The 22,649-nt window shown below is 59.7% G+C and carries 23 protein-coding genes; 9 read left to right on the top strand and 14 right to left on the bottom strand.

Going from position 1 to position 22,649, the window contains the following annotated elements; genetic code table 11:
- Nucleotides 1-174: 174 nt before the first annotated feature.
- Nucleotides 175-636 carry a glycine zipper 2TM domain-containing protein gene (locus tag CXK91_RS14145; protein ID WP_103456758.1) on the bottom strand — a complete coding sequence of 154 codons (462 nt, stop codon included), beginning with the start codon at nucleotides 634-636 and terminating at the stop codon, nucleotides 175-177.
- Nucleotides 637-802: 166 nt separating this feature from the next.
- Between CXK91_RS14145 and CXK91_RS14140 the strand changes: the two genes are divergently transcribed.
- Entirely contained in the window at nucleotides 803-1,039 is a 237-nt protein-coding gene (locus CXK91_RS14140; RefSeq protein ID WP_103456905.1) for a hypothetical protein, read from the top strand.
- A 235-nt stretch (nucleotides 1,040-1,274) separates the two neighbouring features.
- Here the strand turns inward: CXK91_RS14140 and pdxH are convergent, their stop codons facing one another.
- The 4 genes from pdxH to dinG all read right to left on the bottom strand — a co-directional run bounded on the left by pdxH (nucleotide 1,275) and on the right by dinG (nucleotide 6,275).
- Complete coding sequence (pdxH, locus tag CXK91_RS14135) at nucleotides 1,275-1,922, bottom strand: pyridoxamine 5'-phosphate oxidase (RefSeq protein ID WP_103456757.1); 648 nt, start codon at nucleotides 1,920-1,922, stop codon at nucleotides 1,275-1,277.
- A 183-nt stretch (nucleotides 1,923-2,105) separates the two neighbouring features.
- Nucleotides 2,106-2,732 (bottom strand): OmpA family protein, encoded by a 627-nt coding sequence (locus tag CXK91_RS14130; RefSeq protein WP_103456756.1) that lies wholly within the window; start codon nucleotides 2,730-2,732, stop codon nucleotides 2,106-2,108.
- A gap of 137 nt (nucleotides 2,733-2,869) precedes the next feature.
- The gene (locus CXK91_RS14125; RefSeq protein WP_103456755.1) at nucleotides 2,870-4,018 is read right to left on the bottom strand and encodes a serine hydrolase domain-containing protein; all 1,149 of its coding nucleotides are present in this window, start codon (nucleotides 4,016-4,018) and stop codon (nucleotides 2,870-2,872) included.
- Nucleotides 4,019-4,130: 112 nt separating this feature from the next.
- Nucleotides 4,131-6,275 (bottom strand): ATP-dependent DNA helicase DinG, encoded by a 2,145-nt coding sequence (dinG, locus tag CXK91_RS14120; protein WP_103456754.1) that lies wholly within the window; start codon nucleotides 6,273-6,275, stop codon nucleotides 4,131-4,133.
- 86 nt (nucleotides 6,276-6,361) lie between these two features.
- Here dinG and CXK91_RS14115 point away from each other — a divergent pair, with 86 nt between their 5' ends.
- Nucleotides 6,362-6,826, top strand: coding sequence for a CopD family protein (locus CXK91_RS14115; protein ID WP_103456753.1), 465 nt, complete (start codon nucleotides 6,362-6,364; stop codon nucleotides 6,824-6,826).
- Nucleotides 6,827-6,884: 58 nt separating this feature from the next.
- On the opposite strand, the gene CXK91_RS14110 is transcribed toward CXK91_RS14115, so the two are convergent.
- Nucleotides 6,885-7,487 (bottom strand): OmpA family protein, encoded by a 603-nt coding sequence (locus CXK91_RS14110; RefSeq protein ID WP_103456752.1) that lies wholly within the window; start codon nucleotides 7,485-7,487, stop codon nucleotides 6,885-6,887.
- A gap of 166 nt (nucleotides 7,488-7,653) precedes the next feature.
- On the opposite strand from CXK91_RS14110, the gene CXK91_RS14105 reads away from it, so the two are divergent.
- Nucleotides 7,654-8,151 carry a DUF6231 family protein gene (locus tag CXK91_RS14105; protein WP_103456751.1) on the top strand — a complete coding sequence of 166 codons (498 nt, stop codon included), beginning with the start codon at nucleotides 7,654-7,656 and terminating at the stop codon, nucleotides 8,149-8,151.
- A 1-nt stretch (nucleotide 8,152) separates the two neighbouring features.
- The gene (locus tag CXK91_RS14100; protein ID WP_103456750.1) at nucleotides 8,153-8,638 is read left to right on the top strand and encodes a YchJ family protein; all 486 of its coding nucleotides are present in this window, start codon (nucleotides 8,153-8,155) and stop codon (nucleotides 8,636-8,638) included.
- 60 nt (nucleotides 8,639-8,698) lie between these two features.
- Here CXK91_RS14100 and fpr read toward each other — a convergent pair whose 3' ends face one another.
- Nucleotides 8,699-9,475: a ferredoxin-NADP reductase gene (fpr, locus tag CXK91_RS14095; RefSeq protein ID WP_103456749.1), complete on the bottom strand. Its 777-nt coding sequence runs from the start codon at nucleotides 9,473-9,475 to the stop codon at nucleotides 8,699-8,701.
- 112 nt (nucleotides 9,476-9,587) lie between these two features.
- On the opposite strand from fpr, the gene CXK91_RS14090 reads away from it, so the two are divergent.
- Nucleotides 9,588-10,514 carry a LysR family transcriptional regulator gene (locus CXK91_RS14090; RefSeq protein ID WP_103456748.1) on the top strand — a complete coding sequence of 309 codons (927 nt, stop codon included), beginning with the start codon at nucleotides 9,588-9,590 and terminating at the stop codon, nucleotides 10,512-10,514.
- 28 nt (nucleotides 10,515-10,542) lie between these two features.
- On the opposite strand, the gene erdR is transcribed toward CXK91_RS14090, so the two are convergent.
- The gene (gene erdR, locus CXK91_RS14085; RefSeq protein WP_103456747.1) at nucleotides 10,543-11,193 is read right to left on the bottom strand and encodes a response regulator transcription factor ErdR; all 651 of its coding nucleotides are present in this window, start codon (nucleotides 11,191-11,193) and stop codon (nucleotides 10,543-10,545) included.
- Nucleotides 11,194-11,439: 246 nt separating this feature from the next.
- On the opposite strand from erdR, the gene CXK91_RS14080 reads away from it, so the two are divergent.
- Nucleotides 11,440-12,351 carry a DMT family transporter gene (locus tag CXK91_RS14080; protein WP_103456746.1) on the top strand — a complete coding sequence of 304 codons (912 nt, stop codon included), beginning with the start codon at nucleotides 11,440-11,442 and terminating at the stop codon, nucleotides 12,349-12,351.
- 12 nt (nucleotides 12,352-12,363) lie between these two features.
- On the opposite strand, the gene CXK91_RS14075 is transcribed toward CXK91_RS14080, so the two are convergent.
- Nucleotides 12,364-13,080: a tRNA-uridine aminocarboxypropyltransferase gene (locus tag CXK91_RS14075; RefSeq protein ID WP_103456745.1), complete on the bottom strand. Its 717-nt coding sequence runs from the start codon at nucleotides 13,078-13,080 to the stop codon at nucleotides 12,364-12,366.
- Between the two features lie 127 nt (nucleotides 13,081-13,207).
- Here CXK91_RS14075 and CXK91_RS14070 point away from each other — a divergent pair, with 127 nt between their 5' ends.
- Nucleotides 13,208-13,606 (top strand): PA3611 family quorum-sensing-regulated virulence factor, encoded by a 399-nt coding sequence (locus tag CXK91_RS14070; RefSeq protein ID WP_103456904.1) that lies wholly within the window; start codon nucleotides 13,208-13,210, stop codon nucleotides 13,604-13,606.
- A 54-nt stretch (nucleotides 13,607-13,660) separates the two neighbouring features.
- Here CXK91_RS14070 and CXK91_RS14065 read toward each other — a convergent pair whose 3' ends face one another.
- Nucleotides 13,661-16,075, bottom strand: coding sequence for a xylulose 5-phosphate 3-epimerase (locus CXK91_RS14065; protein WP_103456744.1), 2,415 nt, complete (start codon nucleotides 16,073-16,075; stop codon nucleotides 13,661-13,663).
- Between the two features lie 132 nt (nucleotides 16,076-16,207).
- Between CXK91_RS14065 and CXK91_RS14060 the strand changes: the two genes are divergently transcribed.
- Both CXK91_RS14060 and CXK91_RS14055 read left to right on the top strand, forming a co-directional pair.
- Nucleotides 16,208-17,617 (top strand): MBL fold metallo-hydrolase RNA specificity domain-containing protein, encoded by a 1,410-nt coding sequence (locus CXK91_RS14060; RefSeq protein ID WP_103456743.1) that lies wholly within the window; start codon nucleotides 16,208-16,210, stop codon nucleotides 17,615-17,617.
- 116 nt (nucleotides 17,618-17,733) lie between these two features.
- The gene (locus CXK91_RS14055; RefSeq protein WP_103456742.1) at nucleotides 17,734-18,825 is read left to right on the top strand and encodes a TIGR00730 family Rossman fold protein; all 1,092 of its coding nucleotides are present in this window, start codon (nucleotides 17,734-17,736) and stop codon (nucleotides 18,823-18,825) included.
- An 82-nt stretch (nucleotides 18,826-18,907) separates the two neighbouring features.
- Here the strand turns inward: CXK91_RS14055 and recX are convergent, their stop codons facing one another.
- The 4 genes from recX to CXK91_RS14035 form a co-directional block, all read right to left on the bottom strand.
- Nucleotides 18,908-19,375 carry a recombination regulator RecX gene (recX, locus tag CXK91_RS14050; RefSeq protein ID WP_103456741.1) on the bottom strand — a complete coding sequence of 156 codons (468 nt, stop codon included), beginning with the start codon at nucleotides 19,373-19,375 and terminating at the stop codon, nucleotides 18,908-18,910.
- Nucleotides 19,376-19,380: 5 nt separating this feature from the next.
- A complete protein-coding gene (gene recA / locus CXK91_RS14045) occupies nucleotides 19,381-20,424 on the bottom strand; it encodes a recombinase RecA (RefSeq protein ID WP_103456740.1) in 1,044 nt (347 codons plus the stop codon).
- A gap of 83 nt (nucleotides 20,425-20,507) precedes the next feature.
- Complete coding sequence (locus CXK91_RS14040; protein WP_103456739.1) at nucleotides 20,508-21,005, bottom strand: CinA family protein; 498 nt, start codon at nucleotides 21,003-21,005, stop codon at nucleotides 20,508-20,510.
- Between the two features lie 103 nt (nucleotides 21,006-21,108).
- Entirely contained in the window at nucleotides 21,109-22,221 is a 1,113-nt protein-coding gene (locus tag CXK91_RS14035) for an acyltransferase family protein (protein ID WP_103456738.1), read from the bottom strand.
- Between the last annotated feature and the right edge of the window lie 428 nt (nucleotides 22,222-22,649).

The following is a 22,649-nucleotide window of genomic DNA, read 5'->3' as shown; positions in this document are numbered from 1 at the left end:
CTGCAGGCACAGCAACTGCCTGAAACAGCACACAAATGTGCGCCCGATTATCCATATGGATGATGCCGGCGTCATGAATTCATGTATTTCAAAAACAAAAAGGCGCTGCCTCCGCACCCTTATAGGAACGGATGGCAGCGCCTTGACTTCAGTGTGCGATAGCTACGGCGATGATCAAGGCGCCACGCGACTGGTGCCACTGACAGTCATGATACGAACCCGCTGACCAACCCGGAAGACCTGGTTAGGCTCAACCGCTTGCACATAAGCGCGCATGTTGCCGTCGTCCTCGCGCACCGTGATCTCTACGCCCTGAGTGCGGGTGATCCCCTCCTCGGCCGCCGCGCCCAGCATCCCGCCGGCCACCGCTCCGATGACTGCGGCAACCGCACTACCGCGCCCCCCGCCGACGCCACTGCCAGCCACTCCGCCCACAACCGCGCCTGCACCGGTACCGATCGGGGTCTTGGTTCCCTCGATCTTCACCGGACGAAGGGACTCGATGGTGCCATACCGCACGGTTTGAACAGCACGCGCTTCATCTCTGGAGTAGGTATCTCCGGTCAGACTTGAGGCGCAGCCGCCCAAGGTCAGCGCCAGGGCAGTGAAGGATGCGACAAAAATGGACTTACGCATTGAAATTCTCCTGGAGACAACTGTTTCATTCGGGTGGATGGTGCCGAGCACCAGCGACGAAATAGCGCTTGGCAACTTCGCTGTCCTGACTCAGCATTTACCATCCCCGAAGCATACATATGCGAGTCGAACCTGGCGTCCCGGGTTCCTTGCAGCGAGGCTAACCATGGATTACTTCATCATAGTCGTCACCACCGTGGCAGGCCTTGCTTTTCACGCTTGGCTGATCATACGCATCCGACGCTGGGGTGATCGGGATCTTGCATTGTCCATTGCCGGCAGCGACCCAGACAGACGTAGCTGGATGTTACAACGGCTTGCCGAGGCGAAAGCGCGGAAAATAAAACGCCAAGATCTGCAGGGCTGGCTGGAACAACAGGTACAGAATTACCCGGAAGGGTGACGCTCCTGTGCTCATCAGTCGTCTTGGCGCATTAATGCCTGCCTTGACTATAAGGACGCTAAAACAGCCATCGCTAGGTCGCTACCTACGGCTGCAGGTTACAGCAGATCGCTGACTCGTACCGACCTTTGAGGCGGATCAACCCGCATCCAATCGAACCCGAAACGAGCGTTTAGGCGCCGGGGAGCGAACCGCCGAACGAGCGACACTACCCCGGCCATAGGACGGCACTTGGTTAGGGCGCGAGGCGCTCTCGCTGCCAGCTGTTGGCAACCAGGCGATAGTCGAGTCGATCATGCAGACGGCTGGCCCGCCCTTGCCAGAACTCGATGCGTTCCGGTAGCAAGCGATAGCCCCCCCAGTGCGGTGGGCAGTGTGGTGCTTTGTCGAGGAATCGCTGCTCCGTTTCTGCGAGCAAACGCTCCAACTCTGCCCTGTCCCGAATCACTCGGCTTTGTGGTGATGCCCAGGCACCAAGGCGACTCCCTAACGGACGCACCTGGAAATAGGCATCCGACTCACCCTGCGTCACCTTCTCCACACGCCCTTCGATACGCACCTGGCGCTCAAGCGTCGGCCAGAAAAATGTCATGGCCGCATACGGTGTTCCCTCGAGTTGCTCGCCCTTGGCACTGTCGTAGTTGGTGAAGAAGGTAAAGCCACGCTCGTCCAGCGCCTTGAGCAGAAGGACTCGGCAATGGGGACGACCCTCTGCGTCAACCGTCGCCAGGGTCATCGCATTAGGCTCCACAGGTGCCTGTTCTGTCTTAGTCGCCTCAGTGAACCACTGATGGAACAGACCGAACGGCTCAGTGGGAGCATTGGCCTCACTGAGGCCGTCACGGGTGTAATCACGGCGCATATCGGCCAGAGTCTGGATCATCGCATGGCTCCTCGTCATGGAATAGGCAGGCCTTCAGCTTGCCAAGCGCCTCGCAACAGGGCGCCGAGCAGACCTGCGGAGGCAAAGAGTAGCTGCGTTCACGCTCGTTGCGCTTGATTCAAGGCAACCATGCTCAACGAAAACAGGCCCGCATGCGGGCCTGTCTGTGTCGCGCCCAGCGGGCTACTTGGCAACTTCAGCTTGCGCTACCTGAGTTGCTGGCGGTGCAGGCTGCTCATATTTGGCAATCAGCGCCAACATCGTCGTTTGCGGCGCAAGCACCATCTCGACCCGGCGATTGAGCGCACGGCCTTCCACGCTGTCATTCGCCGCACGTGGCATGTCGGAGCCCAGGCCGCGAATACGCAAGCGGTCGTGCTTGAGGCCACTGAGACGGAAAATGGCCGCCACCGCACCGGCGCGTTCGCGACTGATGGTGCGATTGTTGTCTTCAGGGCCGGTACTATCGGCATGACCGAGCACGACCACTGCAGTCTTGTCATCCTTTTCGACCAGCTTGGCTACACGAGTGATCGGCCCAAGGGTGACCGGCAGCAGCATGCCAGGACGATCCGGATTGAAGGAAGAGTCCACCGGAGCTGTCACGACAAGCACGCTGTCACGACGCTCCACTTCGAAACGACTACCCACGAGGGCATCGCGCAGTTGCGGTTCATACTCATCAAGCCAGGCAGAATCAACCTTGACCGCAGTCGGGGCTGCCACCTCACTCGGCTTCTCGCTCTTCGAGCTACAGCCGGCAACGACCATCATGCAGAAAATCAGGGAGGCGCTCTTCAGCAGGTTCATGAGCAAGGTTCCGTCAACCAGAAGCATTCTAGGAGGGTGCGACCATCAAGGTGATGGGCCACTATTGAGTTCGAGTTGAAATTGTGGACGCAAGTCCTTCTTTTGAAAAGCCTGTGCGCCCAGAAGTGACGAGTGGTTCAACGCAGGCATGCGGCAACGCAACGGGCCAACGATTGCGCACGCGGATCCATTAACACGTACGGGCCAAGGGTATTGGTCACAAAGCCGAATGCCAGCTCTCGATCAGGATCAGCAAAACCGATACTGCCGCCAGCACCGGGATGGCCGAACGTCCGCTCTCCTATGCCAAAGGTGGCGTTGGCCACGTCCGGCTGATCCAGCCAACATCCCAGTCCGAAGCGGGTAGAGGCCAACAGCGTACGATCTTCACCAGCGCTTTGTTCGCGCGTCATTTCCCCTAACAAGACCTTATCCAGCAGTTTGCCTTGCAATAGCCCCATATAGAAACCTGCCATCGAGCGAGCATTACCGTGGCCGTTGGCAGCCGGCTGCGCCATTCGTCGCCATTCGGGCTTGTTGCCGCTACTCATGATGGACGGCGGGTTGTTGAAAGCCCTGGCACTAATGGAGTCCGGCTCGCTCATCAGCGCTTTGAACAGGCGCTGCGCAGACGCATCGCCGAAGTCGTTCTTGGTCCGAGTAAGGTAAGCGACGCGGTGGGCTTGGCTATCATCCAAACCGATATGAAAGTCCAACCCGAGCGGCGCTGCCGTGCGTCGAACGATCGACGCTCCAGCATCGCAGCCATCGAGACGGCGAAGCAGCTCTCCGACCAGCCAGCCGTAGGTCATCGCGCCGTAGCCCTGATCTGCCCCCGGCTCCCACCAGGGCTGCTCTGCCGCCAGCGCATCGGTCATGCTCGCCCAGTCGTACAGCGCCTCCGCATCCAGCGACTGGCGTATCGCGGGCAACCCGGCTCGGTGGCACAGCAAATGTCGAAGGGTGATTGCTGCTTTGCCGTTAACTGCGAACTCCGGCCAGATACGTGCGATGGGCTCATCCAGCTGCAACTTCCCCTCCTCCACCAGCTGCAGCGCTGCTAACGCGGTGAAGGTCTTGGTGCAGGAAAACAAATTGACCAGCGTGTCGCTTTGCCAGAGGTGCTCGCCTTGGTTGTCTGCAACACCTGCCCAGAGATCAACGACCGTCTCGCCACCGATCTGAACGCAGAGTGCAGCACCGCGCTGTTGAGTTCCGTCGAACAGTATGCTGAACGCGTCGCGAACCGCTTCAAAGCGAAGATCGAAAAATCCCTGAACCTGCACGCTGTCACCCCTCGAATTCGGTATCGGCCATTCTCGCAATCGCCGCCAGCCAAAGAAACCGCTAAGCGACGCGCTGATGGATGCTAATCGCACTCAATGATGGCGGCGCCAACTAGCCTATTTCACGCCGAAACGGCGGCAGGGCATTGAGAATCGCCTTGCCATATCGCTGGGTCACCACCCGCCGATCAAGCAATGTGATGGTTCCCCTATCCTCCTCGGTGCGTAGCAGTCGGCCACAAGCCTGCACCAGGCGAAGCGACGCATCCGGCACCGAGATTTCCATGAAGGGATTGCCACCGCGCGCTTCGATCCATTCCGCCAACGCCGCTTCCACCGGGTCGTCCGGCACGGCGAATGGAATCTTGGCAATCACCACATGTTCGCAGTATGCCCCTGGCAGATCGACGCCTTCTGCGAAGCTGGCCAGCCCGAACAGCACACTCGACTCACCATCATCCACCCTCGCCTTGTGCTTGTTCAGGGTTTCCTGCTTGGATAGATTGCCCTGAATGAGCACCCTGCGCCGCCAGTCACGCTCGAGCCCATCGAATACGTCCTGCATCTGTTTGCGTGAGGAAAACAACACCAGTGTTCCTCGCGAACCCTCGACCAGGGCCGGCAACTCCCGGATGATGGCGGCCGTATGTGCGGCGGCATCGCGCGGATCAGCCTTCAAATCCGGAACCCTGAGCACACCGGCATCAGCATGGTGAAACGGGCTCGGTACCACGGCGGTGACCGCAGCCTTGGGCAAGCCGGCGCGCATCCGGTAACGGTCAAAGCTGTTCAGTGCAGTAAGCGTCGCCGAGGTTACCAGCGCCCCGAAAGCAACGTTCCAAAGGTTGCGCCGCAGTGTTTCCGCCGCAAGGATAGGGCTGGCATTGACCTCGATATCGAACAGCGCGCCACCCTCTGCCAACGTCAGCCAACGTGCCATTGGTGGACTGTCTTCCGGATCCTCAACAGTAAACGCGGTCCACAAGTCCCAGTTGCCCTGCGAGCGAGTCAGCAGACTACCAAACAGTGGGTACCACTCTTCAGCCTGATGGCTGGCGATCCCGCCGCCAGTTTCCCCATCCATCGCTTCCTTGAGCAGCTCGGCGATACGGCTGAACAGGTCGGTCAGCTTGGAAAAGCCCTTCTTCAGCTCGGTGCCCAACTCGATCAGGTGCTCGGGCACCACACCGCCCACGAAGCGATGGCGCGGCCGCTCACGACCCTCCATGTCTTCGCCTGCTTTGAAGTCAGCCAACTGCTCGCAAGCGCTGAACATGAATTGCTGCTGGGTACGCAGATCGCGTGCGAGTTCGGGAATGCCTTCGACCAGTCGGCCGAGCTCGCCAGGTAATGGGTGCTGGGCAAGCAGCTTGGTCAGGTTCTTTTCGACCTGCCCGAGCCAGTCCGCCGTGGAACGCAGCCGCGTGAAATGCGCGAAATGCCCGATAGCCTTGTCCGGCAGATGATGGCCTTCGTCGAAAACGTAAATCGTGTCACGCGGATCGGGCAGTACGGCTCCCCCGCCGAGCGCAAGGTCGGCCAGCACCATGTCATGGTTGGTGACGATAACGTCGACCTTGGTCATGCCCTCACGCGCTTTATAGAATGCGCACTGCTGAAAATTGGGGCAGTGCCGGCCCGTGCACTGACTATGATCGGTGGTCAGTTGGGACCAGTCGGTGTCTCCCAATTCCTCGGGCCAGCTGTCGCGATCACCATCCCAGCGATTACCAGCCAACTTCTCGATCATGCTGGTGAACAGCTTCTGGCTGCGCTCATCGACCTCGATGCGAAAACCTTCTTCTTCGAATAACTGTGCGGTGGCGCTTTGCGCCTGGCCTTCTTGCAACAACAGGTCCAGCTTGGACAGACACAGGTAGCGGCCGCGCCCCTTGGCCAAGGCGAAACTGAAATTCAGGCCGCTATTGCGCATCAGGTCCGGCAGGTCCTTGTACACAATCTGTTCCTGCAAGGCGACGGTCGCCGTGGCGATAACCAGGCGCTTGCCGGCTGCCTTGGCCGTAGGAATTGCAGCAAGGCTGTAAGCGACGGTCTTACCGGTACCAGTACCGGCCTCGACCGCGACCACGGCTGGTTCGCTATCGCGGCGCCCTTCATCGTCGGTCTTGATAGTGCCCAGCACCTTGGCCACCTCGGCGATCATCAGGCGCTGGCCATAGCGAGCCCTGAGCCCTTTGGCTTCGAGGAAGCGAGTGTAGGCGCCCTGGATCTGGGACTTAAGTTCGGTGCTGAGCATGGGCGCGGAGCTGTATATATTTTCAGTATTTCAATGGGGCGGCTATGATAGCGCGCGTTCGCTCAACCGCCACCGGAGATTTGCCCATGACGCCCTTCGCCTTGCTTTATGCGTTGCACGTTCTCGCCGCGACGATCTGGGTCGGCGGCATGTTCTTCGCCTGGATGGTCCTGCGCCCGGCAGCTGTGGCAATGCTTCAACCGCCGGAGCGACTAAAGCTCTGGACGGATGTGTTTGGCCGCTTTTTCGTCTGGGTTTGGATTGCAGTGCTGATACTGCCGCTGAGCGGGGTCGGTATGTGGCATATGAAATTCGGCGTACTGGAAAGCGCACCACGCTACGTCCATATCATGACCGGCCTGTATCTGGTGATGCTGGCGCTATTTCTACGCATTCAGCTACTGCAATTGCCTGTACTCAAGCGTGCCGTGGCTGCTGAGCAATGGCCGGATGGTGGTGCAGTGCTGGGGAAAATTCGCCAGTTGGTGGGCGTCAATCTGCTGCTGGGCCTGCTGGTGGTTGGTTTGGCCAGCGCGCGCCCGCTGTTTTGAATGGCCTTGAAATGAAACAGCCGGGCACGAGGCCCGGCTTGGTGCTACTCGCCGCTGCTTAAGGACGAGCTTCGACTTCGGCCTCTACGCGACGGTTGATAGCGCGACCTTCTTCTGTGGCGTTATCGGCCACCGGGCGAGATTCCCCGTAGCCAACCGCATTCACCCGACCGCTCTCAACGCCGTACTGATCGACCAATACATTGCGAACCGCATTGGCGCGACGCTCGGAAAGACGCTGGTTATAAGCATCCGTACCCACCGAGTCGGTGTGGCCTTCAAGTACGGTTGTAGTCTGGCGGTATTCCTTCATGAAGTCGGCCAGGTTCTGGATGTCACCGTAGCTGTCCTGCTTGACTACGTCGCGATCAAAGTCGAATTTAACATCCAGCTCGACGCGCACCGCCTCCGCGGCAGGCTCGGGTTCCGGCTGAGACTGAGGCATGGGCTCGACGGTTTCGACCATCGCGACGGTTTCTTCCTCTGTTCCATTGGCCCAACAATAGGCGGCTGCTACACCGCCACCGATCAGCGCGCCCCAACCAGCGTAGGAGCTGCTTTCAATGGCGCCAAGCGCGGCACCGGTCACACCACCCACCGCCGCACATGTCGGCCAATCCTGCTTCTGCACGCCTGCACAACCCGCCAGGAACGTGGTCATGACAATAACGGGTACTGCTGTCCGTAAGGTACTCATCGATCAAAACCTCCAGTGTGAAATTCAGCCAAAGCGCCCCGTATGGGAATCGGGGCGGCTCCGGTTACTCTCAGACTAGGCCGACAAACGGCACCGCGCTAGTCTTCACCTTTGAAACGAGGATTCTCGATTGACTGAAAACCCTGCACTGCATACACCGCAGCAAGCGCTAGCGGCGATGCTGGAACACTATGCCCCGCAGCATATTCTGCACGTGGGGCGCAGTGACCAACCTGCTCTGGCTGCTTACGCCGAATGTCATCCGGAGTACCAGCTTGATCGCGCCGATGCAGCACCTCTGCCGGAAAAGCTGGCCTCGCAACGCTACGATTTGGCCCTGTTCGTCGACTGTCTGGAGCATTTGCCCAAACGTGAGGCTCTGGAACTGCTTGGCAGCGTTCGAAATCTGAATGCCAGCCGCATGGCTGTACTCGTGGATCTCGACGCGAGCGAATGGCAAACCACCGAGTTTTACGCACTGGCGCTACAAGTCAGCGAACGCTTTCAGCGCGACGGACAGACCTTGACGCTCTTCACCTACGACCTGCTCCAATACAAGCAGGTTCCAGACTGGTTGAACGCAAGGTTCTGGGCAAACCCCGAGATGTTCGGCAAGTACTGGTGGTGACATGAACGAACAACAACCACTCGAGCTCAATTGCCCTTGCGGCAGCGGTAATGCACTTGGTCAGTGCTGCGGTCGTTATCATGCGGGTACGCCCGCTCCCAGCGCCGAACTACTGATGCGCTCACGCTACAGCGCCTACGTTTTGGGTCTGGTCGATTATCTGCAGGCAACGACGCTGCCGACGCAACAGGCAGCGCTGGACGTAGAAGAGATGCGGCGCTGGAGTCTGGACAGCACCTGGCTAGGGCTGGAGGTGAACGAAAGCACGGTACTTGGCGGTAAGCCCGAGCATGCACTGGTAACCTTCACTGCACGCTGGCACGACCAGGCAGGCGAGCACACCCATCAGGAGCGCTCCGCCTTTGTTCAACGTGATGGCCGATGGTATTTCATCGACCCGACGGTACCGCTCAAAGCGGGGCGTAACGACCCCTGCCCTTGCGGAAGCGGCTCGAAGTTCAAGAGATGTTGCGCCGCCTATGTCTGATACAGCGATCTCAAACAGCGATAACCGCGGCCGTGGCGCCGCGGCAGTGCCTGCGAAACCTTACTTTTCGACGAATGCCCGCTCGATCAGGTAGTGCCCCGGGTCGCCCATGCGTGGCGACACGCTGAGACCAAAGGTGTCCAGCACCTGACTGGTTTCATCCAACATGCTAGGACTGCCACAGATCATCGCGCGGTCATCCTGAGGATTGAGTGGCGGCAGGCCGATGTCCCGAAACAGCTTGCCGCTGCGCATCAGCTCGGTCAGGCGCCCCTGATTCTCGAAGGGTTCGCGCGTCACGGTCGGGTAGTAGATCAGTTTTTCTTTTACCGCCTCGCCAAAGAATTCATTCTGCGGAAGGTGTTCGGTGATGAACTCGCGGTAAGCAACCTCGTTGACGTAGCGGACACCATGCACAAGCACGATCTTTTCGAAACGCTCGTAGGTTTCCGGATCCTGGATAACACTCATGAAAGGCGCCAGGCCAGTGCCGGTGCTCAGCAGATATAAGTGTTTGCCTGGCAACAGGTCGTCAAGCACCAGTGTTCCGGTGGGCTTGCGGCTGACCATGATCTGATCGCCTTCCTGCAGGTGCTGCAGTCGGGAGGTGAGCGGGCCGTTCTGCACTTTGATGCTGAAGAACTCCAGATACTCTTCGTAGTTCGGGCTGGCGATGCTATAGGCGCGCATGAGTGGCCGCCCCTCGACCTCCAGACCTATCATGACGAACTGACCGTTCTCGAATCGCAGCCCTGCATTGCGGGTGGTCTTGAAGCTGAACAGCGTGTCGTTCCAATGGTGCACACTGAGAACGCGCTCTACGTTCAGGTTGCTCATGCTACGAATTCCTCATGATCTGCGACGGATGTCGTTTCGTTTCGGCAGTCTAGCGATAGCTGCTTTATTCGTTAACTGGATAATAAAGATATAGGTTATCGGTTATATAGATATGCATTTCACTCTCCGCCAGATCGAAGTATTCGCTGCCGTTGCCCGCCAGGAAAGTGTGTCTCGCGCCGCCGAAAGCCTGTCGCTGTCCCAATCCGCCACCAGCACCTCACTCGCTGAACTGGAGCGCCAGTCCGGATGCCAGCTCTTCGACCGTGCCGGCAAACGACTCAGCCTGAATTCACTCGGGCAGCAATTGCTGCCACAAGCGGTCGCTCTGCTCGATCAAGCGAGGGCTATAGAGGACCTGCTAAACGGCAAAAGCGGCTTTGGTTCGCTAGCGGTGGGCGCGACGCTTACCATCGGCAACTACCTCGCGACGCTGCTGATTGGCAGCTTCATGCAGCGCCACCCGGAGTGCCGGGTGAAGCTTCACGTTCACAACACTGCGCACATCGTGCATCAGATCGCACAGCATGAACTTGATCTGGGTTTGATCGAAGGCGATTGCCAACACCCGGATCTAGAAGTCCAACCGTGGATCGAGGACGAGCTGGTAGTATTCTGCGCGCCGCAACATCCGCTGGCGGGGCGCGAGGCGGTGGACTTGGAAGAGCTAACCAATGAAGCCTGGATTCTTCGTGAGCAGGGCTCCGGCACGCGCATGACCTTCGAACAGGCCGTGCGACATAGGCCGGGCAAGCTGAACGTGCGGCTGGAGCTGGAACACACCGAAGCCATCAAGCGCGCGGTAGAATCCGGGCTTGGTATTGGCTGTATTTCCCGATTGGCACTGCGCGACGCGTTTCGACGCGGCAGCCTGGTGCCGGTAGCAACACCGGAGCTGGATCTGCGCCGCCAGTTCTATTTCATCTGGCACTCGCACAAGTACCAGACGGCCGCCATGCTCGAGTTCGTCGAGCAATGCCGGGCGCTGACCTCAGGCGTGCGTCGCAGCGATCAGATTCAACTGCCATCTATCGCCTGAATGCCGCGCCTCGCGACGCGGCATCCATTCAACTGGTCGGAATGGATCCCATCTGTTGCAGCAGTAACGCTGCCTGGGTGCGCGTGCGTACACCCAACTTGCGAAAGATGGCGGTCACGTGTGCCTTGATGGTTGCCTCCGACACGCTAAGTTCGTAGGCAATCTGCTTGTTCAGCAGCCCATCGCAAACCATCGTCAGGACGCGAAACTGCTGCGGCGTCAGACTGGCCAGACCGGCACTGGCAGCCTTCGCTTCGTCACTGACGTTGGCTACGTCTTGAATGTTGGTTGGCCACCAGACGTCACCGTCCAGCACTGCGCGCACCGCTTCCTGAATGGTTTCCAGAGAGCTGGACTTGGGAATGAAACCACTGGCACCGAACTCGCGCGACCGCGCGACGACCGCAGCGTCTTCCTGGGCGGAGATCATCACCACCGGCAGATGCGGGTACTGCCCCCTCAGCAGCACCAAACCGGAAAACCCATAGGCTCCCGGCATGTTCAGATCCAGCAGAACCAGATCCCAGTCGGCGCCCTGGTTCAGAAAGCCTTCCAGCTCGGCGATGCTGGCCGCCTCCACCAGACGCACGTTCTCCCCAAGTCCCATGGTGAGCGCTTGTTGAAGTGCACTGCGAAAAAGCGGGTGATCATCGGCAATGATTATTTCGTAAGCAGCCATTGGCAGACCTGTAGTTTTTATTGGCGCTTTTCATCGGCTTGAGCAGCCGATGCCGACAAGATGACGGCAAAAATCCCCAAGAAGCTGCCTTAGGGATGGTCCGATGTGGAAATTTCGGCGGGCCAGACCGAATATCGGTCGCCCGCCACAACAAATCAAGCGGCGCAAGCATGCCCACCGATGAATAAGTGGTCAAGCACGACGCTTTGTTGCAAAGTTTGCGACTTTTCCCGAACGAGCCGAAACATGCGTAGCCAAGCCCTCCGCGCCGACTTTCTGATGTTGATCACCGCGATGATCTGGGGCACAGCCTTCGTCGCGCAGCGCATTGGCATGGATAATACCGGTCCGTTTCTTTTCACCGGCCTGCGCTTCGCGCTTGGCGCGATGGCCCTGCTGCCATTGGTGGTCTATCAGGGCCGCACCAAAGCTCGCCACGAACCATTCCTGCAACGCGGCCTTTTGCTAGGCGGCCTGGGCATGGGACTCGCACTGACTTTGGGTATCAATCTTCAGCAAGTCGGCCTGCTATTCACCAGCGTTACCAACTCCGGTTTCATTACCGGCCTCTATGTGATCGTGGTTCCGCTACTGGGGTTGATCATTGGTCAAAAAACCGGGCCTGGGACCTGGGTCGGCGCTTTACTCGCCGTTGCCGGCATGGCGCTGCTTAGCATAGGCGAAGACTTCACCGTGGCATCCGGCGACTGGATTCAGCTGGCCGGGGCATTCGTCTGGGGTGTTCACGTGTTGCTGGTCAGCTTCTTCGTCAGTCGGCATGACGCCATTCGACTGGCTTTTTTGCAGTTCGCGACCTGTGCGGTAGTCAGCCTGGTGCTGGCTGTAATATTCGAAGAGATCAATCCAGCAAGTATCTGGCTCGCCGGCCCCGCGCTTATCTATGGCGGGATGTTCGCGGTTGCGGTCGGCTATACGCTGCAGGTTGTTGCGCAAAAGCATGCGATTGCTTCCCACGCGGCGATCATTCTATCGCTGGAGGCGGTATTCGCGGCCATCGCTGGTGCGCTGTTTCTTGATGAAAGCTTATCTGTGCGCGGCTATATGGGCTGCGTGCTGATGTTTATCGGCATGCTGGCCGCACAATTGTGGCCTCGCAAACCAGAACTGCTGGTCGGCGGCGCCCCAGCCAAGGCCTGAGGCGCTAACGGCTCAGGAAGCGGGTTGCGCCTGCAGTGCCAGGTGCGCAGCGTTGCACAGATCCGGCTGGCGATGGTACTTGGCACCCAGATAATGCTCGGTGAACACGTCGAGCCAGACATCCAACGTACTCGCTGCAACCGAGTCCCCGGCCAGCTCCAGACACAACGCAGCGACTTCGGCGGTACACAGGTGATCGCTACGGGTAGAACGACGCAGTCGATAACGGGAAAGCGCTTCGGGCTGTAGGCTCAGCACCGGCAAGCCATCCAGGTAGGGGCTTTTGCGAAACATCTTGCGCGCCTCGGTCCATGTCGCATCAAGCAAAATGAACAGCGGGCGCTTGCCAGGCTGTCGCTCGACTTGCTCAGTCACCCGCTGCGGCGCGGCATATTCGCCAGGAAATATCACCATCGGCTGCCACTGCGGATCGGCCAGTAGCGCCAGCAGGCGCGGATCGACGCCAGTGCGCTGCCAAGTGAAGGCGAAGGTACGCGGTATCACATCGGCAATCAGCCACCCGGTGTTGCTCGGCTTCAACGGTTCGATATCGTGCATCAACAGGCAAACGCCACACTCGCTGTCCACCTTTGGTTGCCACGGACAAAGGCAGTGACTGAACGGCACCCTACAGCGCACGCACCGAGGGGCACGGGAGCCACGGGCGACGAAGGGTTTCAGGCTTTTCGCCAGGCGCTCATTGCGCAGACGGGCTACCGCGTGGGGCATGGATCGACTCGAGGATGACGACGAAGCGCGGCAGTCTACCAGCGCACGCCTGAGTACGGCGAAGCCCTGGCAAATGAACCGTGCCCCAGGCTGCCGGTCGAACAAGCGCAGCCATAAGGAGACCGCCATGTATCGTCTGACTACCCTGCTCGCTTTGAGCCTTGCCTTACCCGTAGCCCACGCCGCCTCGCTACAAGAGCAGCAGCTGGGCCAACTGCTCGATCAGGTCGCTCGTGAAAGCAGTGTCGGGACGCCCCGTGCGATCAACGAAGACATCCTTGACCAGGGCTATACCGTTGAGAACAACCAGCTGGTCAACCACCTCAGCGTGCAGCCCCGCCATGCGGCACAGATGCGCGACAACCCCGGCGACGTACGCAGCCAGCTCACCGTCAGTGTTTGCGGCAATGAAGGTCTACGCAAGCTGATGAGCCAAGGCGCCGTACTGCGTTACGACTTCAGCGAATATCAGAGCAACAAGCCTATTGCCAGCGAGCGCTACAAGGCTTCTGACTGCGGTCTGTAGGCAAACAAGCGGGCGGGAGCGGACGGCTATCCGGACTCCCGCCGGGCTTATCTCTTAATCGTTAGCTCGCAGTATCTGCGGATCACCCTTACCCGCCACCGCAGCCGCTTCGTCCCGAGTCAGCAAGGCCGTACGCGGCACATTGCGCAAGCGAGCGCAGGCCGCAAGCACGTTGGCCCAGCTAGCGCGATTGGCAAACTGCATACCGAACTCATCCAGCGTACCTCCACGGTTGCGATAGCCGAGCGCCGAACATTTGCGGGCGTCCGGCAGGATTGGCCAGAGATGGCCGCGAGCCACCTCGGGACGCATGTGCGTGAGCAACACGCGCATATCCATCGAATCCGGGAACAACCTCTCGGCGACGCCTTCACTGGCGCGCGCTTCGACTTCCCAGTGATCGCGCGGCCCGCGGAAACGGCCCGGCTCCTGGAGATAAACCAGCCGATAGGCGCACTCGGCCTCCTTGAGCCGCTTGGCAGCACGGAGCATCTCACCCAGCTGATAACTACCGTTGGCGATCAACAGCAATGGCTCATTGCCCGGCTGCTCCTCGACCACGATGGCGCCGTCCCGTGCCAACTGCTCAGCTTGGGCCCGATCGAAATAGCATGGCCGATCTCGTTTGGGCATGACCAGGCAAGCAAGTTCGCCACGCGCCTGATAGATCGATGGCAACAGTGCCAAGGTGCTGTTGTGGTCGGCCGGGAATAACACCCGAACCATATCGTTCATCTCACCGAGCAGCGCCTCGCAGAACGTAGTGTCCTGATGGGACTGCTGGTTCTTGCCGTTCTCCCAGGTGTGCGATGTGGCGATCAGCGGCCAGCCGAGCCAGCCGGCCGGTCTACCAATTTCTTTCTGCTGGCGGGAGAAAATGATGCTCTGGCGTACCACGCCAAGCATCTTCACGCAGAAGGCCTCGTAGCTGGCCACCAGATTCAACCCGCCCTGATTGGCGAGACAGGCGGACACAACGGCCTCCTCGTTAAGCGCAGTGATGATGGCGCCATCCACCGCCTCCAGTTCGCTTTCCGGCTCGATCACGCGATGCTTGAGCGCCTTGAGTACGCCGCCCAGCCGGTTGCTGGCCAGTTCATCCGGGTTGCCCACCCGCGGCCGCAGCGAGGGATTGGCCTCGGTCAGCTCGACAAAGAAACGATCGACCGCAGCCATCGGCGAGCAGACGTCGTCGCGATAATTCAACTTCGGCATGGCCGGTGCTGGCGGTCGGCGCAACGCCAGCGGATTATCCCGTTCAAGCAGTCGTCCTTGACGGCTGCGCGCGAACAGTTCCAGCGAGGCATCCAGCTCCTGCTGCGGCACGAACAGACGCAACGCATGCTCGTTGAACAGGTTGCGCGACTCTTCATCCAGGCTCGGATTTCCGGGCAGCGGCAGGTTATGCGCAGCGTTGCTGCCTGCCCCATAGAAGCCGAAGCCCTTGACCGTCTCGGCAATGCCGTAGGGCATCGGCAGCGGGTAGTTGAGAATGCCGCGCGCCTTTTCCTCCACTCGGCGCTCAAGACGCAGTTCCATCTCCCACAGCGTAGTGACGAAAGCAGCGGGATCGCGGCCATCGAACGGCATCGGATCGAAACCGCACTGACTCAAATGTTGACGGAAGTCCTCAAGCCCCTGCTCTGTCCCGAGCGCGGTGCGCTGTTCGATACGTCGCCCGTTGGCGATCATCACCGGAAGCGCTACACCGCAATCTTCGGCACGCCACCAGCGCGGTACCCAGTCGCTGCCGCGCTGCTCCTCGGCAGCGCCATCGGAAAGAAACGCCACCAGCGTTTCGCCCGGCAGCGGCATATGTGCATATTGCAGCTCGGCGAAACCCAGATAGCCGCCCTCGGCGATGCCACCGGCGGTGTGCGGGTTGACGTGGCTGCCCAGTGGCGCAAGCGGGCTGCCATCGGCGGCCTGTTGGTAGCCATAGAAGTCCTGTAACAGGCGATTCATGCCCGCCTCGCCGCCGCCGTAAGCCTGCGCCTGCTCCGGGTGCAGATTGCCAGTCAGCAGATTGAGCGCGTCGACGGCGGCCACACAGTGGCCCTGCCCCATCAACCAGGCACGAGTGCGGCCAGTCAAGGCATTGAGGGCCAGGTAACCCGCATAGGCCGGCACCATGTTCAGCGCCCCACCGGTATGCCCTTCAGGATTGCGCTTGAAGTCGTCCGCCGCCAGCGGAGCACCATCCAAATGCACCTGCCGCGCATAGGTCATGTGAACGACCAGCCAGAGGCCGGCGCTGGCAACGCGGTCGACCGCTTGCAGCAGTCGGTACACACTCGCCAGATCCGGCTGATGACCTGCTTGTACCAGCTGATGGGCCAGACGGAACACCGCCGCCTGGGTCTCCAGCGCATGCTCGAATGGCCCGAAACCACCACGCCAGGTGGCAAATTCCGGTTCGGCTTGCGCGTGTTGATCCAGCTCGACAAGGCTGGGCAATAGCTGACTCATGGGATCACTCCGTAGGTAAGCGGGTTGTGCGGTAGTCTAGGCAGGGCTCGGGTTGCTATCTCTGATATGTATCAAGACGTCGTGACAGCCGAGCAGGCAATGTAGACATCATCGTACAGACAGGAAGGCAATATGGCTTTGCTCAGTTTTCTCGGCGCCATTCAGCAGGTAACAGGATCTTGCTACCTGATTGAGACCCATGATGGCGTAAGGGTTCTGCTTGAATGCGGCATGCATCAGGGTCGCCGAGAGGAGGAAAGCGGAAACCGCGGCACATTCCCTTTTGATCCAAAAACGCTGGACGCGGTGGTTTTGTCCCATGCACATATCGACCACAGCGGCCTGCTGCCGCGCCTGGTCGCGCAGGGCTACCGCGGCAAGGTGCACTGCACCGAAGCGACCGCCGAGCTGCTCGAACTCATGCTGCTGGACTCGGCGAACATCCAGGAAAAGGATGCTGAATGGGAGAACAAGTGGCGCGCGCGTATCGGCAAACCGATGATCCAGCCACTCTATACGCGCGTCGACGCCGAACGCATGCTGAGCCAGCGAGCCCCTCACCCCTATGGTGAGACATTCGACGTAGCTCCGGGTGTGGCCGTGAGCTTCCACGACGCAGGCCACATCCTCGGCTCGTCCATCGTACAGCTGGACGTGCACGACCATGGCAGAACCCGCCGCGTGGTTTTCTCGGGTGACCTGGGCAACGACTGCTCACCGTTGATGCACCCGCCGGCGGTACTCAAAGAGGCCGACGTAGTGCTCATGGAATCCACCTACGGGGACCGCGATCATCGCAGCCACGAGGACACCATCGAGGAGCTCGCTGGCATCTTGCAGCAGGCGCACCGCGATGGCGGAAACGTGCTGATGCCGTCCTTCGCCGTCGGACGTACCCAAGACCTGATCTACTACCTCGGACGCTTCTATCGTGAGGGCCGTCTCCCGCAACAGGCGGTGTTCCTCGACAGCCCGATGGCCATCCGCGCCAACGCCGTCTATTCGCACTACAAAGACCAACTGGATCTCGACGGCATCGATCCGGCACTGAGCGCGACCAGCGGTAAGCTGTATGCCGAACGCTGGCTGCCGATCCTCAAATCCACGCCGACACCTGAAGAATCAATGGCGATCAACCGTTTCAAAAGCGGCGTGATCATCATCGCCGGCAGTGGTATGTGCACTGGCGGACGAATTCTGCACCACTTCAAGCACAACCTCTGGCGCGAGGAGTGCCACCTGGTAATCCCCGGCTTCCAGGCCCGCGGCACACTTGGCCGCGCCATCGTCGACGGCGCCGACAGCGTCAAGCTGCTGCACCAGCGTATTGCCGTGAATGCAAAGGTGCATACTCTGGGCGGCTTCTCCGCGCACGCCGGACAATCCCAGTTGATCGACTGGGTGAGCAACTTCGAAAATCGCCCCGAGCTTTACCTGGTTCACGGTGAGGTTGAAAAGATGCGAGTGCTGCAACAAGCGCTGCGCGACCGCCTCAACTGGGAAGCCCATATACCCGAGGCGGGTGATCGAATCGCCCTGTGAATGTGCACAACCGAAGCCCTTCAGGGCTTCGGCCGTCACCCTCGTCCTTGATCCGGCTTGAGCGCACTGGCCTCAGCCTATAGCCTGAACGCGACGCCCATACATGGAGATGTTGTATGTCCTTTGATTCGGATGACTACCTGTCGCGGCACTTCAAAACCAGCGGCGCCGAGCTGGAAAGCAAGATCGACGAGCTTGCCGCCATGGTCGTCCCCGAGACCAGCCCTAATCTGCCGCTTTACCGCGAGATGTTGGTAACCGTTCTGCGTATGGCCCAGGCCGACCGCAGCCGCTGGGACGCGAAGATCCTGCTACAGACCATGCGTGAAATGGAGCATGCCTTCAGCCGCCTCGACCAGTTCAAGCGGCGCCGCAAGGTCACCGTGTTCGGCTCAGCTCGCACGCCGATCGAACACCCGCTGTATGCCCTGGCCCGCGAACTCGGCGCCACGCTTGCACACTACAACTTCATGGTCATCACCGGCGCCGGTGGCGGAATCATGGCGGCTGCTCATGAAGGAGCGGGACGCGACAACAGCCTGGGATTGAACATCACGCTCCCCTTCGAGCAGCACCCCAACCCGACCGTCGGGGGTACTGACAACCTGCTGTCGTTCCACTTCTTCTTCGTCCGCAAACTGTTCTTCATCAAAGAAGCGGATGCGTTGGTGTTATGCCCCGGCGGCTTCGGCACCCTGGACGAAGCGCTGGAAGTATTGACCTTGATCCAGACAGGGAAGAGTCCGCTGGTTCCGGTTGTTCTGCTCGACGAACCCGGTGGCAGCTACTGGAAAGACGCGCTGCAATTCATGCGTGGCCAGCTGGAGGAGAACCGCTACATCCTGCCCAGCGACATGCGTCTGATGCGCCTGGTGGATAACGCCGATGAGGCCGCTAAGGAGATTGCCAACTTCTATCGCAATTTCCACTCCAGCCGTTGGCTAAAGGATCGTTTCGTCCTGCGCATGAACCATGCGCTGAATGGGCAAGCGATGGAGTATCTGAACGCGGAGTTCACCGACCTCTGTCTGAAAGGAGTATTCGAGCAGCAAAGCTGCTGCGAGTCGGAGCTCGATGAACCTGAGTTACAGCGCCTTCCACGACTGAGCTTCGTGTTCAATGGTCGTGACCACGGTCGCCTGAGGGAGCTCACCGACTATGTCAATGAGGCGGCGAACTGGGCAAGACCGTTGGCAAGTGAGGATTGATGTCCTGATCAAATGACGGCCGTTGCATATGCACAGGCCGGTGTTATTTTGCGCCGACGGAAACGACGCGACATGTATGACTTCAGTCGTCTGAGCCGCCGCTGCGTAACAACCGGCTGATCAATTCCAGTGAGTAACCCCGATAACTGAGAAAACGCCCCTGCTTCGCCCGTTCCCGAGCATCTGCGGGCAGTTGGCCGGCAAATTTGCGCTGCCAGAGATCACGCAATTGCTCTGTCCAGTCGAACCCACTGTCGCGCAGCGCCTGCTCGATATCCGCTCTAGGCAACCCGCGTTGGGCAAGTTCTTCACGGATACGCAAGGGACCATAGCCCGCGTTAGCGCGGCTTCTGACATAGCTTTCGAGATAGCGCGATTCGGACAAAAGGCCCTGTTCGCAGAGGCGATCCAGAGCAGGTTCGATTAGGTCAGGCGGAGCGCCACGCTGACGCAACTTGCGAGTCAGCTCGACGCGACCATGTTCGCGTCGAGCCAACAGATCCATGGCTGCCCGCCGCACCGCGACGGGATTATCGAGCACGGCAACCATATGGATCAGAGGTCAGCGTCAACCAGCTCTTCGCTGACCACGTTCGCCTTGCTACCACCGGCGGCCATGAGCAACTTGTCACGAATCTGCTGCTCGATCTCGCGGCCGATTTCCGGATTGTCTTCCAGATATTTGGCGGCATTTGCCTTGCCCTGACCGATCTTGTTGCCCTTGTAGGCATACCAGGCACCCGACTTCTCGACCAGCCCCTGCTGCACGCCGAGATCGATGACCTCGCCATTGCGATAGATACCTTTGCCATAGAGGATCTGGAATTCGGCCTGACGGAAGGGCGGGGCCACCTTGTTCTTCACCACCTTGACGCGGGTTTCGCTGCCGACGACTTCGTCGCCTTCCTTAACCGCGCCAGTACGGCGGATGTCCAGACGAACCGACGCGTAGAACTTGAGCGCATTACCACCGGTGGTGGTTTCAGGGCTGCCGAACATCACACCGATCTTCATGCGGATCTGGTTGATGAAAATGACCAGGCAATTGGCATTCTTGATGTTACCGGTGATCTTGCGCAGTGCCTGGGACATCAGGCGCGCTTGCAGGCCGACGTGCGTATCGCCCATCTCGCCTTCGATCTCAGCCTTGGGCACCAGAGCCGCGACGGAGTCGACAATGATCACGTCAACCGCATTGGAACGCACCAGCATGTCGGTGATTTCCAGCGCTTGCTCACCGGTATCCGGCTGCGAAACCAGTAGATCATCGACATTGACGCCCAGCTTGCCAGCGTAATCCGGGTCCAGCGCGTGCTCGGCGTCGACGAAGGCGCAGGTGGCACCCAACTTCTGAGCTTCGGCGATCACCGAGAGCGTGAGCGTGGTCTTACCGGACGATTCCGGACCGTAGATCTCGACGATACGACCCTTCGGCAAACCGCCTATACCAAGCGCGATGTCCAGGCCCAGAGACCCGGTGGAAATGGCCGGCATAGCTTGGCGATCGTGATCGCCCATGCGCATCACTGCACCCTTGCCGAACTGCTTTTCGATCTGGCCCAGGGCTGCAGCCAAGGCGCGCTTCTTGTTCTCGTCCATCAAATCCTCACTTGATCAAGAGGGCCGGAGGCCACAACAACTGTATAAGTAGCCAGTATTAGAACATAGCCAAATTTGCTCGCCTAGCCCCGAACTGGTTTTTCTCCTGCGGTCAGTGCGATCAGCCCTTGCAGCGCCGCCGCTACCGTCTGCTCGCGCACGGCCTGCCGATCACCGCTGAACAAGTGACGCCGCGCATATACCTGAGCGCCATCGGCCCAGGCGATCCAGACCGTGCCCACCGGCTTCTCAGCCGTACCGCCAGCGGGACCGGCCACTCCGCTGACGGCTACCGCAAAGCGCGCTTCACTGTTGCGCTGCGCACCGCGGGCCATGGCCTGGACGACTTCCGAGCTGACCGCGCCAACCTGTTCGAACAACTCGGCAGGCACCCCAAGCTGGCGGGTCTTCTGCACGTTGGAATAGGTGATGTAACCCGCCTCGAACCAGGACGAACTGCCGGCTACTCGCGTGATGGCCTCGGCAATCCCGCCACCGGTACAGGATTCGGCAGTGCTGACCTGAGCACCCAGCTTTTGTAGCCCGTCGCCTAACTGCGCCGCCAGTTCAGTGAGATTCATCAGTGCCCCGCACGATCTGAAAGAAGGTGGCCAATACCCTACACCAGCAGCTCGTCGAGTTCAGCCGGCCTCGATCATGACTGGCCGAGCGGCACCAGCCCCTTCAGGCATCCTGGCGAACCGGCAGAACGCCGCGATCGCTAACGCGCCGCCCGTGACGAGCGACCACGGCGTCGCCATAGCGCTGGATGGGGTCTGCAAGGGTTCGCTTCACGAAGAACCCGAACAGCGTCAGCAGAATCAGCATGGCCACGATATACAGCGGGCCCGAAATATCCACATCGCCAGCGCCGAAACCAAGGCGCTCGGCAATCGCGAATACCGACGGATGAGACAGGAAGACGATGTAGCCGATCCCGCCAAGCGGTGCGATCCAGCCCAACCCCTTGGCGCTAGTACGCGTCGCGGCAATGAAGACGGCAACGCCTACCGCGTAGCTAACGAAGTAGCGGTACCACGTTTCGCCGAAACCCGTGTCGCGCGAGTAGGCAAGTAAGCAGATTGGCAGCAGGAACAAATAGAACAGCCCTACCGCGATGCGCGCGTAATGCCCTGTATCGGCTGCACGGCCGTTGTCCGTGGTTTTCCACAGCGCGCCGAGAAAACAAACGCTCAGCATCAATGGCAGGGCCACGGGCAACTTCATCTCCAGCTTGTAGCGCACGAAGGCGAGCAGCAGGGTAAAAACGTACTGGGCGAGTAGAAAGAGCAGATCGCGTTTGGCCGAGCCGCCTAGCCGCAGCGCAAACATTGCAATGCAGACAATGTAGAAAGTGAGCTCGATCTGCAGCGTCCAGTAAAGCCCAATCACGTTTTCGACAAGCACGAAGCCTTGCAGCATCGTCGCGTTGATAGCGATGACGAGCGGAGCAAATACCTTAGACGGATCGTCCCAAGGGAACATCACCCCAAGAAACAGTGACAACCAATATAGGGGAAACAGTCTGAAGAAGCGCTGATAGACGAAGGCCGCGATAGGCCGCTCGTAGCGATGGCGGCTCTTGTGAAGTGCCGCCACGACGAAGTAGCCGCTCAGCGCAAACAGCACCAACACGCTGGTCTTGCCAACATCCAATACCTCCTTGCTGATAAGAAATAGGTGACTGGTCATTTCGTCGAAATGGCCGTCGCGCTTCATTTTTGCGATCAGATGGGAATAGGCGACACACAATGCCGCCACGCCACGCAGGGCATCGAGTCCGAGTAGTCGGGACATGTCTTCTGCTCACTTTGGCCAGAAAGGGGAAGTCGCCAGAGTTACTGCAGGGAACTGACGCGAGAGGGGAAACACACGGCTCGCTGACCATCGGCGACTGGCGGAACAGACCGAACGGTGACGAGGCAAGAACGATGATCAGGCAAGCTACCGCAACAGTTGCCGAATGGCCCTGGGCACTTGATTGATCGGAGGAATCGGGAGGTAGAACGCAAGTTACGCTCTTGGCGTACCGGCAGCCTGTCGACAGGCCAGAGTTATCGACAGCAGCGGTTCGCTTGTCAACGCATTCCTCGGCTGGGGCGACAGATGACACTGGGCTCATTCCATGCGTACGACGCATCGTGCGACCTGCTGATCGCTACGACCCCGTGTTAACCTTGCCGGCTTTCAGCGGGAACCCTCTATTCGTCAGACGGCCCCGAAAC

The sequence above is a fragment of the Stutzerimonas stutzeri genome, from assembly GCF_002909485.1.
Lineage (GTDB): Bacteria > Pseudomonadota > Gammaproteobacteria > Pseudomonadales > Pseudomonadaceae > Stutzerimonas > Stutzerimonas stutzeri_AH.
Note: the sequence above shows the minus strand (reverse complement) of the source record. Positions and strands in the feature narration are given on the sequence as shown.

What these genes read in the sequence shown, in the direction of transcription:
- CXK91_RS14145 (WP_103456758.1), bottom strand. Translation starts at nt 636, where the DNA reads ATGCGTAAGTCCATTTTTGTCGCATCCTTCACTGCCCTGGCGCTGACC.
- CXK91_RS14140 (WP_103456905.1), top strand. Translation starts at nt 803, where the DNA reads ATGGATTACTTCATCATAGTCGTCACCACCGTGGCAGGCCTTGCTTTT.
- pdxH (WP_103456757.1), bottom strand. Translation starts at nt 1,922, where the DNA reads ATGATCCAGACTCTGGCCGATATGCGCCGTGATTACACCCGTGACGGC.
- CXK91_RS14130 (WP_103456756.1), bottom strand. Translation starts at nt 2,732, where the DNA reads ATGAACCTGCTGAAGAGCGCCTCCCTGATTTTCTGCATGATGGTCGTT.
- dinG (WP_103456754.1), bottom strand. Translation starts at nt 6,275, where the DNA reads ATGCTCAGCACCGAACTTAAGTCCCAGATCCAGGGCGCCTACACTCGC.
- CXK91_RS14115 (WP_103456753.1), top strand. Translation starts at nt 6,362, where the DNA reads ATGACGCCCTTCGCCTTGCTTTATGCGTTGCACGTTCTCGCCGCGACG.
- CXK91_RS14110 (WP_103456752.1), bottom strand. Translation starts at nt 7,487, where the DNA reads ATGACCACGTTCCTGGCGGGTTGTGCAGGCGTGCAGAAGCAGGATTGG.
- CXK91_RS14100 (WP_103456750.1), top strand. Translation starts at nt 8,153, where the DNA reads ATGAACGAACAACAACCACTCGAGCTCAATTGCCCTTGCGGCAGCGGT.
- fpr (WP_103456749.1), bottom strand. Translation starts at nt 9,475, where the DNA reads ATGAGCAACCTGAACGTAGAGCGCGTTCTCAGTGTGCACCATTGGAAC.
- CXK91_RS14090 (WP_103456748.1), top strand. Translation starts at nt 9,588, where the DNA reads ATGCATTTCACTCTCCGCCAGATCGAAGTATTCGCTGCCGTTGCCCGC.
- erdR (WP_103456747.1), bottom strand. Translation starts at nt 11,193, where the DNA reads ATGGCTGCTTACGAAATAATCATTGCCGATGATCACCCGCTTTTTCGC.
- CXK91_RS14080 (WP_103456746.1), top strand. Translation starts at nt 11,440, where the DNA reads ATGCGTAGCCAAGCCCTCCGCGCCGACTTTCTGATGTTGATCACCGCG.
- CXK91_RS14075 (WP_103456745.1), bottom strand. Translation starts at nt 13,080, where the DNA reads ATGCCCCACGCGGTAGCCCGTCTGCGCAATGAGCGCCTGGCGAAAAGC.
- CXK91_RS14070 (WP_103456904.1), top strand. Translation starts at nt 13,208, where the DNA reads ATGTATCGTCTGACTACCCTGCTCGCTTTGAGCCTTGCCTTACCCGTA.
- CXK91_RS14065 (WP_103456744.1), bottom strand. Translation starts at nt 16,075, where the DNA reads ATGAGTCAGCTATTGCCCAGCCTTGTCGAGCTGGATCAACACGCGCAA.
- CXK91_RS14060 (WP_103456743.1), top strand. Translation starts at nt 16,208, where the DNA reads ATGGCTTTGCTCAGTTTTCTCGGCGCCATTCAGCAGGTAACAGGATCT.
- CXK91_RS14055 (WP_103456742.1), top strand. Translation starts at nt 17,734, where the DNA reads ATGTCCTTTGATTCGGATGACTACCTGTCGCGGCACTTCAAAACCAGC.
- recX (WP_103456741.1), bottom strand. Translation starts at nt 19,375, where the DNA reads ATGGTTGCCGTGCTCGATAATCCCGTCGCGGTGCGGCGGGCAGCCATG.
- recA (WP_103456740.1), bottom strand. Translation starts at nt 20,424, where the DNA reads ATGGACGAGAACAAGAAGCGCGCCTTGGCTGCAGCCCTGGGCCAGATC.
- CXK91_RS14040 (WP_103456739.1), bottom strand. Translation starts at nt 21,005, where the DNA reads ATGAATCTCACTGAACTGGCGGCGCAGTTAGGCGACGGGCTACAAAAG.
- CXK91_RS14035 (WP_103456738.1), bottom strand. Translation starts at nt 22,221, where the DNA reads ATGTCCCGACTACTCGGACTCGATGCCCTGCGTGGCGTGGCGGCATTG.